General features: G+C 59.6%; 13 protein-coding genes. 5 read left to right on the forward strand and 8 right to left on the reverse strand.

The window, feature by feature from the left end:
• Position 1: 1 nt before the first annotated feature.
• From pcaH to pobA, 3 genes are read right to left on the reverse strand one after another with little or no spacing between them, the layout of a single operon-like run.
• Complete coding sequence (gene pcaH, locus B0B09_RS01395) at positions 2-721, reverse strand: protocatechuate 3,4-dioxygenase subunit beta (RefSeq protein WP_076658054.1); 720 nt, start codon at positions 719-721, stop codon at positions 2-4.
• Positions 718-1,101, reverse strand: a complete 384-nt coding sequence (gene pcaC / locus B0B09_RS01400) for a 4-carboxymuconolactone decarboxylase (protein ID WP_076658055.1) — start codon at positions 1,099-1,101, stop codon at positions 718-720. The genes pcaH and pcaC overlap by 4 nt, the downstream gene beginning before the upstream one ends.
• A gap of 42 nt (positions 1,102-1,143) precedes the next feature.
• On the reverse strand, positions 1,144-2,313 hold the full coding sequence (gene pobA / locus B0B09_RS01405; RefSeq protein WP_076658056.1) for a 4-hydroxybenzoate 3-monooxygenase: 1,170 nt from the start codon (positions 2,311-2,313) through the stop codon (positions 1,144-1,146).
• A gap of 93 nt (positions 2,314-2,406) precedes the next feature.
• On the opposite strand from pobA, the gene pcaQ reads away from it, so the two are divergent.
• Positions 2,407-3,309 (forward strand): pca operon transcription factor PcaQ, encoded by a 903-nt coding sequence (pcaQ, locus tag B0B09_RS01410; protein WP_076658057.1) that lies wholly within the window; start codon positions 2,407-2,409, stop codon positions 3,307-3,309.
• Here the strand turns inward: pcaQ and B0B09_RS01415 are convergent.
• From B0B09_RS01415 to B0B09_RS01430, 4 genes are read right to left on the reverse strand one after another with little or no spacing between them, the layout of a single operon-like run.
• Positions 3,278-4,567, reverse strand: a complete 1,290-nt coding sequence (locus tag B0B09_RS01415; RefSeq protein ID WP_076658058.1) for a flavin-dependent oxidoreductase — start codon at positions 4,565-4,567, stop codon at positions 3,278-3,280. The genes pcaQ and B0B09_RS01415 overlap by 32 nt on opposite strands.
• 12 nt (positions 4,568-4,579) lie before the next feature.
• Positions 4,580-6,106, reverse strand: a complete 1,527-nt coding sequence (locus tag B0B09_RS01420) for an acyl-CoA dehydrogenase family protein (protein ID WP_076658059.1) — start codon at positions 6,104-6,106, stop codon at positions 4,580-4,582.
• Positions 6,107-6,114: 8 nt separating this feature from the next.
• Positions 6,115-7,293 (reverse strand): cytochrome P450, encoded by a 1,179-nt coding sequence (locus B0B09_RS01425; RefSeq protein WP_076658060.1) that lies wholly within the window; start codon positions 7,291-7,293, stop codon positions 6,115-6,117.
• A gap of 26 nt (positions 7,294-7,319) precedes the next feature.
• Positions 7,320-8,207: an amidohydrolase family protein gene (locus tag B0B09_RS01430; protein WP_076658061.1), complete on the reverse strand. Its 888-nt coding sequence runs from the start codon at positions 8,205-8,207 to the stop codon at positions 7,320-7,322.
• A gap of 96 nt (positions 8,208-8,303) precedes the next feature.
• Here B0B09_RS01430 and B0B09_RS01435 point away from each other — a divergent pair, with 96 nt between their 5' ends.
• From B0B09_RS01435 to B0B09_RS01450, 4 genes are all read left to right on the forward strand, one after another.
• Positions 8,304-9,089 (forward strand): crotonase/enoyl-CoA hydratase family protein, encoded by a 786-nt coding sequence (locus tag B0B09_RS01435; RefSeq protein WP_076658062.1) that lies wholly within the window; start codon positions 8,304-8,306, stop codon positions 9,087-9,089.
• A 76-nt stretch (positions 9,090-9,165) separates the two neighbouring features.
• Positions 9,166-10,215 carry a TRAP transporter substrate-binding protein gene (locus B0B09_RS01440; protein WP_055292242.1) on the forward strand — a complete coding sequence of 350 codons (1,050 nt, stop codon included), beginning with the start codon at positions 9,166-9,168 and terminating at the stop codon, positions 10,213-10,215.
• 88 nt (positions 10,216-10,303) lie between these two features.
• On the forward strand, positions 10,304-10,813 hold the full coding sequence (locus B0B09_RS01445) for a TRAP transporter small permease (protein ID WP_242654318.1): 510 nt from the start codon (positions 10,304-10,306) through the stop codon (positions 10,811-10,813).
• Positions 10,810-12,138 carry a TRAP transporter large permease gene (locus tag B0B09_RS01450; RefSeq protein ID WP_076658064.1) on the forward strand — a complete coding sequence of 443 codons (1,329 nt, stop codon included), beginning with the start codon at positions 10,810-10,812 and terminating at the stop codon, positions 12,136-12,138. The genes B0B09_RS01445 and B0B09_RS01450 overlap by 4 nt, the downstream gene beginning before the upstream one ends.
• Here B0B09_RS01450 and B0B09_RS01455 read toward each other — a convergent pair.
• On the reverse strand, positions 12,135-13,919 hold the full coding sequence (locus B0B09_RS01455) for a feruloyl-CoA synthase (RefSeq protein WP_076658065.1): 1,785 nt from the start codon (positions 13,917-13,919) through the stop codon (positions 12,135-12,137). The genes B0B09_RS01450 and B0B09_RS01455 overlap by 4 nt on opposite strands.
• Between the last annotated feature and the right edge of the window lie 5 nt (positions 13,920-13,924).

The following is a 13,924-nucleotide window of genomic DNA, read 5'->3' on the forward strand; positions in this document are numbered from 1 at the left end:
ATCAATTTCCCTCTGGACGGTTTTCAAAGAAGGTCGAGCGACTGCCGCGCAAAATGATGTCGAACTTATAGGCCATGCTGTCGAGCGGGATGGTGGCGTTCAGGTCGAGGGCTGCGACGAGTTGGTCAACCGCGCGCTGGTCGGGGATGGATTTCACGATCGGGCATTTCGCGATCAGCGGATCGCCTTCAAAATACATCTGGGTAATCAGGCGCTGGGCAAAGGCGGTGCCGAACACCGAGAAATGGATATGCGCCGGACGCCAGCTGTTGATCCAGTTGCGCCACGGGTACGCGCCGGGCTTCACGGTGCGGAAGGTGTAATAGCCGTTCTCGTCTGTGAGTGTCCGGCCACACCCCCCGAAATTGGGGTCAATCGCGGCAAGGTAGCTGTCTTTCTTGTGCCGGTAGCGCCCGCCTGCATTGGCTTGCCAGATTTCCACAAGCGTGTTGGGCACAGGGCGCGCATTTTCATCCAGAACGCGCCCATGCAGGATGATGCGCTCACCGATGGGATCACCGGATTTGGCGTAGTTGCGCAACAGGTCATTGTCGATGGCGTCGATATCGTTGTGGCCGAAGGTCGGGCCTGTCAGTTCGCTGGGCGAGCCCTCGAGCGACAGAAGCGCATTTTTCGGGGACCGGCCGAGGCTGGTTTTATAGTCAGGTGCCAGTGCAGGGGGGTGCCATTCGCGGTCGCGTTGGTAAAGCGGTGATGTCATGTCTGATCCCCTTCCATTTCGGCATAGGTTTGTTTGGCAAGCTTGATCGCATGATTGGCCGCTGGCACGCCTGCATAGATTGCCACATGCTGAAACGCCTCGATCACGTCTTGTTTGCTGGCGCCGGTGCGTGCTGTGGCGCGGATATGCATCGGGATTTCTTCAAAGTTCTTGGTCGCGGCCAGTAGCGCCAAAGTCAGCATTGAACGTTCGCGCGGGGTGATCCCATCCGACGCCCAGACCGTGCCCCATGCGGCTTCGGTGATCAGCGTCTGGAACGGCAGATCAAAGTCGGTCTTGGCGGCTTCTGCCTTATCCACATGTGCGTCGCCCAGAACGGCACGCCGTGTTGCCATGCCTGTGTCAAACCGGTCTGTCATTTTGATCCTCCGTCGTGAGTGAATGTCAGACGCGCGCGTAAATCAATACGGCAAGCCCACATAGTTTTCCGCCATCGCCTTTTGCGCGGCTTTGTTGGACCGCAGGAATGCGAGATCGGCAACCTGCATTTTCAGATCAAACTCGGACTGATCAGGATAGCGGTGCATCAGGGACGAGAACCACCAGCTAAACCGCTCGGCCTTCCAGACACGGGCGAGGGCCTTTTGCGAATAGCTGTCGATGCCGTCAGTGCTGCCGTTAGCGTAGAATTCTGTCAGGCCGTTATAGAGGTAATGCACATCAGAGGCTGCGGTGTTCAGGCCTTTTGCCCCCGTGGGCGGCACGATATGGGCGGCGTCACCGCAAAGGAACAAGCGCCCCCAGCGCATCGGTTCGGTCACGAAGGACCGCAAAGGCGCGATGGATTTCTCAATAGACGGGCCTGTGACCAGATTTGCCGCCTGATCGGCAGGGATGCGGCGCTTGAGTTCCTCCCAGAAGGCCTCATCCGTCCAGTCCTCTGGTTTGTCATCCAAAGAACACTGGATGTAATAGCGGCTGAGGTTTTCGTTGCGCATCGAACACAGCGCAAAGCCGCGCGGTGAATTGGCGTAGATCAGTTCATGGTTCACAGGCGGGGTTTCTGACAGGATGCCAAGCCAGCCGAACGGGTAGACCTTTTCATATTCGCGCCGCACATCCAGCGGAATTGTCTGGCGGCTGACACCGTGAAAACCGTCACAGCCAGCGATGAAATCACACTCAAGCCGCCGCTCTTGGCCATCAACCTTATAGGTGATCGAGGGGGCGTCAGTGTCGGCGCCGTGGATCACCACGTCTTCGACGTTGAATTCAATCTGCCCGCCTGCTTTTTCGCGCGCGTCATAGAGGTCCCGCGTCACTTCGGTCTGGCCGTAGACGATGACCGGCGTGCCTGTGTGTTCGGTAAAATCAACGCGGAACATCTCGTCGCCGTATGAGATCAGCGTGCCGTCATGCAGGATGCCTTCGGCAAGGAGCCGGTCGGCACAGCCTGCTTCTTCCATCAACTTGACCAGGCCTTGTTCCAGTACGCCTGCACGGATGCGCCCCAGCACATAGTCGCGCGTCTTGCGTTCCAACACGACGCTTTCAATGCCGCGTGTGTGCAGCAATTGAGACAATAAAAGACCCGATGGTCCACCACCGATGATCGCCACCTGCGTTTTCATGTTTGAAGTGCCTCCTTCAAAAGGGAATGGCATATTGAAACGGTGATGAAAATTGATTATTCGCGTCATTTAGTTGCTATTTTGGGAAACTAAATGGATCACAGGATCAAGTTTCGACATCTGAATGCCTTCAGCGCGATTGCACGGGCGGGCAGTCTGAAGGTCGCGGCTGAGCAGTTGCATCTGACGCAGCCTGCGATTTCCAAAGCCCTCAAGGAGCTGGAAGAAATCATCGGCGTTGTGTTGCTTGAACGGAGCCGTGCGGGCGTGAAGCTGACGGCAGAGGGTGACACATTCCTGCAATTTGCAGAGCAAAGCACCTCGGCCTTGCGGCACGGGTTGCGGAGCGTGCGGGCGACGGGGCTGTCAGCAGGGAAACTACGCATAGGGGCGTTGCCCAGCGTGGCCTCGCATTTGTTGCCGCAGGCCGTGACGGATTTCTGCGCGCGTAGTCCCGACACTTTGGTCGAGCTGCATGAAGGTCCGCATCAGGACCTGACGACGCGGTTGCGTAGCGGGGGGCTGGATCTGGTCGTGGGGCGGTTGGGGCGGCCCGAGACGATGACGGGGCTGGAGTTCTTGCAGCTTTATACCGAACGCGTGGTGGTCGTGGCCCATCCGGACAGTCCTGCTGTGGCGGTGCGCCAGTTTGCGGAATTGGATGCCTTTCGCATTCTTTATCCGCCGCAGGATTCCGCCATCCGGTCGCTTGTCGCACGTTTGTTGATTTCGCAAGGTGTGCCGCTGTTTCGTGACCGGATTGAATCAGCCTCTTCTGCCTTCGGGCGGGCCGTCACGCTGGCCGATCCGAACACCGTGTGGGTGATCAGCTATGGTGTTGTGGCCGCTGATCTGGCCGAGGGGCGGTTGGTGGCGCTAGATCTTGATACATCTGCCACCGCAGGTGCGGTGGGCGTGATGTCGCGCGCCGAAGAGGTGCGTTCGGTCGCCGCGCGCGCGTTCATCAGTGCGCTGGTACGTGCAGTGCCGGCGTAGGCGCAATCGTTGGCGGGGCTGCGTTCAGGCGGTCGATGGCAAAGCCAGCGGCGGCTTTGTAATCGGCCATAAAGGCCGCACGCTCTGCGGCGGGGATCACATCGTCGATATTGTCGAACACACCGCCGCAGCGGTCATCCAGCAGATTGAGCAGTCCGAACGGCCCTGCGCCGCGGTTGCGCAGGATCAAAGCAGAAACAGGTGCGCAAAGCTGCGCGTCATAGGCCGCGAGTGCTGCAGGGGTCACACCATGCGCCAGCATTTGTGCGCCGATCACGCGGGCGTCGACGATGGCCTGGCTCGCCCCGTTGGACCCTGTGGGATACATCGCGTGGGCCGCGTCACCCATCAGGCCGACGGGTCCATCGACCCACGTAGGGATCGGATCGCGGTCGATCATGGGGTTTTCATAGGCATTGTCGGTGCGCGCCAGCATGGCGGGCACATCAAGCCAATCATAGCGGAATTGATCGAAGTGATGCGCAAAGCTGTCCACATCGACAGGGCGGAACCAGCCTTGTTCCTGCCAGCCGCCCGCATTGTCGCGGGTCACTTCGGCGATCCAGTTGATCAGCGCTGTGCCATCTGCGGCAGGGGCCGAGATCGGATAGATCACCATGCGGTGTTCATGCGTGCCCAGCCCGATAAAGGATGAGTTCGTGCGCATCGGTTTGGCACGGATTGTGCCGCGCCACATGACAGCACCGCCCCAATGGATGGGCGGTTGGTCAGGGTGCATCTGGGCGCGGATGGCCGAGTGGATACCGTCCGCTCCGATAAGCAGCTTGGCTCTAAGGTCGCGTGTCGTGCCGTCGGCATCGCATAGTTCTGCGATCACGCCGTTTTCCGTCGTGCGATAGCCTGTGACCCGCGCGCCGAGGATCACGGCATCGGCCCCCAGCCGTTCCACGACCTTGCGGTACAGCAGCATATGGAATTCACCGCGATGGGCCGCGTATTGCGGCCATTTGTATCCGGCCTCGGTCCCGCGGGGTTCGGCGTAGACCTCCTTGCCGTTCAGCCCCACCAAGGCCCATTCGCGTGGGGGCACGCCAACGGTATCCAGATCGGTGGCCGTGATGCCCAGATCGAAGAGTTCGCGCACGGCGTTGGGTTGAATGTTGATGCCCACGCCCAAAGGCTGCATGACGGGTGCGGCCTCGATCACGCGGCACGACACCCCGATCTGGTGCAGTGTCAGCGCCATGGTCAGCCCGCCGATGCCGCCGCCTGCGATAATGACGTCTGGGTTGGTCATGGGATGATCCTTCTAGCGTGCTGTTTGCGCAAGGCGCAGCAACTCTTGGGGGGCGTGGTGGTGATCTGCCACATGGGCGATCCGCGCCCAAGAGGCTGCGCAAAACAATTGCGCTGTTTCCTGCGCAAAGGCGTGGGCTTGCGGCAGGGGATCGGCGGTTTCGGTCATGTCCGCGCGCCATGTTTGCCAAGCGTCGAGCCGCGCGAGTACCGCTTCTGAGCCTTGCGCGAGCTCAGTGATCAGGTCCGCGAATTCATCTGCGCCGCCACCCGGGCGCAGGCCGCGTGTGGCGATGCTGCGTTCGTGAATGCCGTTTGCCCCTTCGTAGATCGCGCAGATGCGGGCGTCGCGCCAGATTTGGTCAAGCCCGTATTCTGTGAGGTACCCATAGCCGCCCAAGATCTGGATGCCGAGGTCAGCTGCGCGGATGCCTGCCTCGGAGCCGAAGACCTTGCACAGCGGGGTCAGGAAATCGCCAAGCGCAGGGCGGTCGTTGCGCGCAAGTTCTACCAGCGCGATATGGCACATGGCCCGCGCGCCCATGGCAAGCCTGCGCTGTTCGTCCAGCATCCGCTGCACATCGGCATGATGATGCAATTGTGCGGGCGCGCCATCTGCTTGGCGGCCCTGTGTCCGCTCGGCGGCATAGGCGGCAGCAATATCGGCAGCGTGGCTGGCGTGTGCGACCCCTTGCAGCGCCACATCAATACGGGCGTGGTTCATCAGAGTGAACATCGCCTGTAGGCCTTGGCCCTCTGCGCCGATCAGTTCTGCCTCTGCGCCGTCAAAGCGCATCTGGCACGTGGGCGAGGCATGGAGGCCCATTTTTTCCTCGATCCGTGTGACGCTGACTTGTGCCTGTGCGGGGCAGAGGTAGAGGGACAGGCCTTTCATTCCGGAATGCGCGGGTCCGCTCCGCGCCAGCACCAGATGCAGGATATTGGCGGACATGTCCTGATCGCCGCCAGAGATGAAGATCTTTTCGCCGGTGATTTTCCAGCCATCGCCCGTGTCTTCCGCACGGCAGCGGATGGCGGAAAGATCAGAACCCGCCTGCGCCTCGGTCAGGCACATGGTCGAGAGTGTGTCGCCTGAGGTGAGTTTCGGTATCCAGTGGTCCTGCTGTGCGGGGCTGCCGTATTTCAGCAAGGTCGTGATCGCGCCGGGCACCAGATTGCAGACCATTTGTAACGCGTGGTTAGCGCCAGAGAAAACCTCGGACACAGCGGCGGCGATCAGCGGGGATGCGTCCATGCCGCCAAAGTGTTCGGGCGCTGTCAGGCCTTGCCAGCCATCGCCCGCAAGCTGTGCATAGGCCGCGCCAAAGCCTTCCGGCATCCGCACGCGGCCATTGACCAATTGGGCGTGTTGCTGGTCGCCAATGGTGTTGAGCGGGGCGATGACGCCTTCGGCGAAGCCTGCGAAATGGCCTAGAATATCGCCTGCAAGCTCGGCGTCCCAGTCATCAAGCCTGTCGGCCTGCGCCACGTGGTTGAGTGAAAAGAGAATGTCTTCGGTGGGGGCTTTGAAGGTAGTCATGGGCGGCCCTATTTCAGCAACACAGGAATTTGTACGGCCCCGCGAAAGCCAAAACCGCGCCAGATGACGGCGTCAGTGTCGGGAATTTCCATGTCGGGGAACCGGTCAAACAGGATCGGCAGCATCACCTTGCCAACAGCGCGACGTGCGACATGCGTGCCTTGGCAGAAATGCGGGCCGTTTCCAAAGGATTGATGGGGGTTCTTGTCACGGTAGACCTGAAACTCCTCGCCGTTGTCATAGAGCTCTTCATCGCGGTTGGCGCTGGCTTGAATGGTCATGACCGTGTCACCCTTGGGGATCAGATAGCCGCGAATTTCCGTGTCTTCGGTGACGAGCCTTGATGAGGCCGAGATCGGTGCAACCCAGCGCACGCCTTCTTCAAAGGCTTTGTCCCAATCGTCGTTGCGCTTGACCTCTTCCAACTGGTCGGGGTTGGTCAGAAGGCCGTAGAGGATGGTGTTGAGCGCATCGCGTGGCTCATTGATCCCGCCCCCGATGGCGATTTTGATGTTGGCGTAGATTTGCGACATCGCGATGGGATCATCGGCGTTGAGCATGACCGAAAAGGCCGAGTTGTTGGGTGCTGCGCGGTGGCGGTCCTGAATGCTGTCAAGCAACGCATCAATCGCGTCATTGGCGCGGTCGCTGCGCGCAAAAGGCGCGTCGCGCCAGCCGAAGTTGCCTGCCCCTTCGATCAGGGCTTGCGACCATTCGAGCATGTCCTCGTCGCTGGCCTCTTCCATCCCCAACAGGATTGCAAGGCCACGCGCGGCGTAGGCACCCGACAGGATCGAAAAGAGGTCAACCACCTCGCCGCGCGGCAGGCGGCCGACATAGTCACGGGCGATTTCCTCGTAACGTGGCATCCAGTCGTTCTGGATCACGCGTGCCGCAAAGGCGGGGGCCATCGCCATGCGTTCGCGGCGGTGTTCCTCGCCGTCCTTGCGCATCAGGGTATGGGCGCGGAAGGCGCGTTTCATGGGGGTGTTTGGGTCGTCCGAGCTGAAGATCTCGGGGTTGTCTTTGACGTATTTGGTATCCGTGGCTTTGGTCAGAAGGGTGCGGCCGGCAGATTTGACGCGCAAGACGGGCGCTTCGGCGCGCAGGCGGCGGTAGATCGGAAATGGGTCGCGGTCCAATTGGTCCAGCGTGATCCGGTCATCGAGCGGTGCTTGCTTTGTCATCGTCGCAACCTTTCCGGCCTGGGGGCCTAAACGGTTTCACCCAGGATCCGCAGGGCGTTTTCCTTAAGGATCAGAGGGCGGACCTCGTCTTTGAACGGAGCATTTTCAAAGTCGGCCAACCAGCGGTCCGGCGTGATCGCGGGCCAGTCGGACCCGAAGAGCATTTTCTTTTTGAGGATCGAATTGGCGTAGCGGACGAACGTCTCGGGGAAGTATTTGGGCGACCAGCCTGACATGTCGTAGTAGACATTGGGCTTGTGCTGGGCGACGGCAAGGCCTTCCTCGGTCCATGGAAAAGACGGGTGCGCCAGCACGATGGGCATGTCGGGGAAGTCGACCGCCACATCATCAAGGTGCATCGGATTGGAATATTTCAGCCGCATTCCCATACCGCCGCGCATGCCGGACCCGACACCGGTCTGCCCGGTGTGGAAAAGCGTGATCGCCCCTTCTTCGGCGCAGGCTTCAAGCACGGCATAGGCGGTGTCGCGATCGTTGGGAAAGAAGCCCTGCATCGTGGGATGGAATTTGAAACCGCGCACGCCGAATTCGCGTACCAGACGGCGGACTTCGCGCGCGCCGGCCTTCCCCTTATGCGGATCAACCGAGGCAAAAGGGATCAGGATGTCATCGTTCTCGGCGCAGAGTTGCGCGACTTCTTCGTTGGAATAGCGCCGGAATCCGGTTTCGCGTTCCGCATCGACGGGAAAGATCACGGCGGCGATATTGCGTTCGCGGTAGTAGTTGGCGGTGTCCTGTACCGTGGGCAACATGCCCTTCGCGCCTGCGGGGTTTTTGAAGTAGGCGGCCATGCCTGCCTGAAATTCATTGTACCCGTCATCGCGATGGTCACAGCAGGGCTCTTCTGCGTGGGTGTGAAAATCAATTGCTTTCACCGAGGCGAAATCGACCATGTAAACCTCCCGCATGACCAGTCTGTGCAAAAAAAGATATACAGCAAAACTGTTAACCTATACAACATTTTTCAGGAATGAGTTTTTACGGAGAGAATGATGCGGTCTTCGGATCTGGATACCTCTGTCACACGCGTTGACCTGGACGGCGATGTTGCGACCATCGTTTTCAACCGTCCTGACAAGCGCAATGCAATGAACGACGCGCTGGTCGATGCGCTTGACGCTTTCTTCTCCAACCCGCCAGAGGGTGTGAATGCCGTTATTCTACGCGGTGAGGGCGGGCATTTCTGTTCCGGTCTTGATCTGGCCGAACATGAAAGCCGCAAACCAATCCCCGGCGTTTACCATTCGCGCAACTGGCACCGTGTGTCCGAGTTGATCGAGTTTGGCGGCTTGCCTGTCATCTCGGTTCTGACTGGTGCGGTGATCGGTGGCGGGCTTGAGATTGCGACATCGACTCATGTGCGGATTGCAGAGCCATCGGTGCGGTTTCAACTGCCCGAAGGGCGGCGCGGTATCTTTGTTGGTGGCGGGGCGACCGTGCGGGTGGGCCGGATTCTCGGTGCTGACCGGATGCGCGAGATGATGTTGACGGGCCGCAGCTATGGCGCCGAAGATGGACTGGCGATGGGGTTGGCCCATTATGCTGTTGAAGAAGGCGAGGGTCTGGCCCTTGCGCAAAAGCTGGCGCGCCGTATCGCGGATAATGCGCCATTTTCAAATTACCTGATGATCAATGCGATTTCGCGCATCGGGGATATGTCGCGCAGTGACGGGCTCTTCACCGAGAGCCTTGCGGCAGCAATGTCTCAGTCATCTGATGGCGCAAAAGAAGGGCTGCGCGCCTTTCTTGAGAAGCGGGAGCCAAAATTTAGGTGACAAAAGGCTGAACTAGCGCGCAGTGTGAAAGACGCATTGCGCACGAACACACAGATAATCTTTGGGAGGAGATATCATGAAGAGAAGAGACTTTCTGAAAACGACGGCAGCCGGCGCACTTGCTGTTGGCGCGGCGCCACATATGGCCTTTGCGCAGGATGCAACCTTGCGGTTCCACCAGTTCCTGCCACCTGTTGCGCCGCTGCCTGCCGCTGCGTTCAAACCGTGGGGTGAGCGGCTTGAGGCCGCTTCGGGTGGCCGTTTGCGCATTCAGCACTTCGACGCAATGGCCCTTGGTGGGCGTCCGCCAGAGCTGCTTGATCAGGCGCGTGACGGTGTTGTCGATATCGCGATGTCTGTTGTGGGCTACACCCCCGGACGTTTCCCGCGGACCGAGGTGTTCGAATTGCCTTTCATCATGAAGGATTCGATTGCCACTTCGTTGGCATTCCAGCAGATGATCGAAGAAGACTTTGCGGAAAGCGAATACGGCGACTTCAAAGTCTTGGCCGGTTGGGTCCACGGACCTGGACTCATCCACTCGGAAGAGCCGATTGCGCGGCTGGAGGATATGGCGGGCAAGACCCTGCGTGGGCCGACCCGTATTATCAACGATCTGCTGTCCGAACTGGGTGCTGAACCTGTGGGCATGCCGTTGCCCGCGATCCCCGAGGCGCTGTCCAAAGGGGTCATCAACGGCACGGTCATTCCGTGGGAAGTGACACCGTCGATCCGTCTGACGGAACTTGTCAGCAACCACACTGCATTCGGTGGGCCAGAGGCGCTCTATACTGCCACGATCATCATGGTGATGAACAAGTCCGCCTACGAGGCGCTTCCGGATGACTTGCGTGAAATCCTCGATGCCGAGAGCGGTGCTGCGATGGCGCAGGCCTTCTCTCAGGTGATGTTCGATTACGACGCGCCGGGTCGCGACATTGCGGTGAATGCGGGCAACAACATCATCACATTGGATGAGGCAGAAGTGGCCCGTTGGAAGGAAGCAGCACAGCCGGTTATCGACAGATGGGTTGCTGAAATGGATGCCAAAGGCATCGACGGTCAGGCACTGATCGACCGCGCGAAACAGCTGATCGACGAGAAAACAGCGATGCTTGCGGGCTAGCAGTTTTGGCGATTGATCCGGGCGCCTGCAAAGACGCCCGGATTTTTGCTGCGCTTGGGAGGGTGCAATGTATCTGATGCTTTCACGAATGGCTGGAGGAGTGGCACGCCTTCTGGCGCTTGCGGGGGGTGCGTTGCTCTTGGCCATTGTGGTGCTGACGGTTGTGTCAATTGCCGGGCGCGCGTTGTTTTCGGCCGGTGTCTGCTGTGGCCCGATCCGTGGAATCTATGACTATACCGAGATTGCCGTCGGGGCCGCGATTTTTGCCTTTTTGCCGTGGTGTCAGTACATGAACTCCCATGCGGCTGTTGATCTGTTCAAATCGACATTGCCCGATATCATGAACCGGTTTCTGAATGTTTTGATTGATGTGGGCATGCTGGTTCTGGCGACGCTGATTGCCCATCGGCTTTGGTTGGGCCTGCTGGATAAACAGCGTTATGGCGAAACCACCCTGATTGCCCAAATTCCTGTCTGGATCGGCTATGCCGCCTGTCTGGTGGGGGCTGTTGGATTTGTGCTTGTTGCCGCATTTTGTGTGATCCGGTCCGCACGCGGCCTGATCCGGAAAAACGCCCAAATGGAGCCCCAGTCATGAGCGATCTTGCGCTGGCCCTGTGGTCGTTTCCAGCCCTTTTGCTTTTGGTGTTTTTGCGGGTTCCGATTGCCTTGTCGATGATGGCTGTGGGCGTCTGCGGATCCTATCTGATTTACGGCACCTCGCTGCCGGTGCTGAATGCGTTCAAGAATGTGACCTATGGGACGTTCTCGAATTATTCGTATTCAATTATTCCGCTGTTTTTGCTGATGGGCCAGTTTGCGACCCTGTCCGGCATGTCGGCCTCGCTGTTCCGCGCGGCCGAAAGTTTTCTCGGGCACCGCCGCGGCGGTGTGGCGATGTCGGCGATCGGTGCCTGTGCCGGTTTTGGCGCGATTTGCGGAAGCTCACTGGCGACCGCCGCCACAATGGGGCAGGTGGCACTGCCAGAGTTGAAGCGCTACGGATATCCCGGATCCTTGGCAACGGGCGCTTTGGCAGCAGGGGGGACCTTGGGGATCCTGATCCCGCCGTCTGTGATCTTGGTGATCTACGCCATTCTGGCCGAGCAAAATATCGAAAAGCTGTTCGTGGCCGCTCTGGTGCCGGGCATTTTGGCTGCACTTGGCTATATCATCGCGATTTCCGTCTGGATGCGCGTGTCGCCCAATTCCGCGATGGTCAAAGACCGCGTGCCGTGGTCCGAGCGTCTGGTCGCGCTGGGCAAGGTCTGGCCTGTCCTGACGATCTTTGTGGTGGTCGTAGGGGGTATCTATATCGGTGTGTTTACGCCCACAGAGGCCGCAGCAGTGGGGGCCGCGGGCACGGGGTTGATCAGTATTTTGTCGGGGCAGATGACGTGGGCGAAACTGGGGCAGGCGATCCTTGCGACCGCCAGTGCCTCGGCGATGATCTATCTGATTATTCTCGGTGCGGGGTTCTACAACAGCTTCTTGGCACTCAGCCAATTGCCACAGGTCGCCGCCGCATGGGTGGGAGAAGCGGGGCTTTCGCCTTGGGTCGTTTTGGCCGTGGTCCTGTTCATGTATCTGATTTTCGGCTGTGTGATGGACAGCCTGTCGATGGTGCTTTTGACGGTGCCGATTATCTATCCGATTATGATCGTGCTGGATTTCGGCATGTCGCCGCAGGATTTCGGGCTGTGGTTCGGTATTCTGGTGCTGATCGTGGTCGAGGTCGGGCTCATCACGCCGCCTGTGGGTCTGAACCTGTTCATTATCAACGGGATGGCCAAAGATACGCCGATCAAAGAAACCTATAAGGGCGCGTTGCCATTCGTGATCACCGATCTGATCCGCGTCGTTATTCTGACGGCGTTTCCGGCGATCACGCTGTGGCTCGTCTGGTTTATCGACAGCTTTTAGACAGCGATGACCACAGGATCATCGCTGTAAAGACGGGCGAGTGTCTCTGCGCGGTTGCTGCGCAGGGCGCGCTGGTTGAGCGAACCTTTTTCGGTCACCTCGCCTTTGTCGAAACTGGGCTGTTCCGTCAGCACAATAATCCGCCGCACGCGACTGGCAGATCCGGTGGCGGCCTTTGCTGCCGCTGCCAGTTTCTCGGACAAGGCGGCGCGGAGCGCGGTCGCATCCATCTGTGCGGCGGCGGGTGACAAAAGCACCATCGCGCCAAGTTGGGCCTGATCTTCACCGGTGATGACCGCGTCACGGATCAACCCGTCCATCGCATCGACCAATCCGGCGCGCACGGCACCGACGGCCACCCATGTGCCGGTTGAGAGCTTGAAGTTTTCCGCGATCCGCCCGTCAAAGAAGAACCCTTTCGAGAAATCATCGGGGTCAGCAGGGCGCAGGGCATCGCCCATGCAGTAGTAGCCCTCATCATCAAAGGCTTTGGCGGTCTGTGCGGCGTCGCCATAATAGCCCGGAAAGATTGTGGGGCCTTTGATGCGTGCCTCAAGCTTGCCGCCATTGGGCACAAGCTTTAGTGCCAGCCCGCGCGAAATCACACCGACATTGCCGGATTTTTCCTGTGGTTCGGTACAGGCCAGCGCGAAGGGTGCAGTTTCGGTCGCGCCCAGCCCTGTGGCCAGCAGCACCTCGTGCCCGGTGGTCGCTCGTCCGGCGGCGCGCAAACGGTCCCACGTGCGCTGGGCCATACCGGCCCCGGCGTAGAACATCATGCCAAGCTTGCCAAAGAAGGTCTGTGCAAGGGCAGGGTCCGTCTCAAGCTGCTCGACCAGCATGTCGTAGCCCATGGGCACGTTGAAGTACCATGTGCAGGAGATTTCGCGCAGGTTGCGCAGGGTTTCATCGAACTTGCCCGGCACGGGCCTTCCATCGTCGATGTAATAGCTGCCGCCATTCGTCATCACGAGATAAAACACCTTGTTGCCCGCCGCGGTGTGGTTCCACGGGCCCCAGTCCAGCACAACGGGCGGTTCTTTGGTCAGGAAGCGGTAGCAATCGCGCACGACGGCCTGCATGGCACAGATCATGCGGTTGGTATTGATCACCGCCTTGGGTGATCCGGTTGACCCTGAGGTGAAGAGGTACTTGACGACCGTATCGGGGGTAAGCGCGGCGCGGGCGGTGTCGGCGGGTGCGGGGTCTGTTTCAAGCAGGCTTTCGAAACTGACGGCCCCGTCGCCGAGGTTGCGCAGATTAATTACCTTGCGGTCGGGCGCGCTGATCGCTTTCAACGCATCCGCAAACTGCGCTCCATCGTCTGCGAAAACGGCGCCCGGATTGAGCAATTCAGCGATATTGCGCAGCTTGGCGTGATCGGTCGAGACCAGCGAATAGGCCGGTGAGAGCGGCGCATAGGGCACGCCCACGTAAGCGCAGGCCATGCCAAGAAGTGCGTGTTCAAGGCTGTTTTCGGACAGCACGAGAAGCGGGCGGTCTGGTCCGAGGCCCATGGCCAGCAGGCCCGCGCCAATCGCTTTGGCTTGCGTACGACCTTCGGCGTAGGCGATATGCCGCCAGTCACCCCCAGCCGCACGCCGGGCAACCCACGTGGTGTCAGGGGTCTCGTCCGCCCATTTGTCAAGATAAGCAGCCAGCAATTGCGGGTGATCCGGTAAATCCCCTTGCTGCCGGATGATCACGGTTCCGTCGTCGCGGCGTTCGTAATCGAAGGTGGGGTTCCAGAAATCGGCGGAGGCAGAGGTTTGTGCCGTCATGGCCT

The organism is Yoonia rosea (assembly GCF_900156505.1).
Taxonomy (GTDB): domain Bacteria; phylum Pseudomonadota; class Alphaproteobacteria; order Rhodobacterales; family Rhodobacteraceae; genus Yoonia; species Yoonia rosea.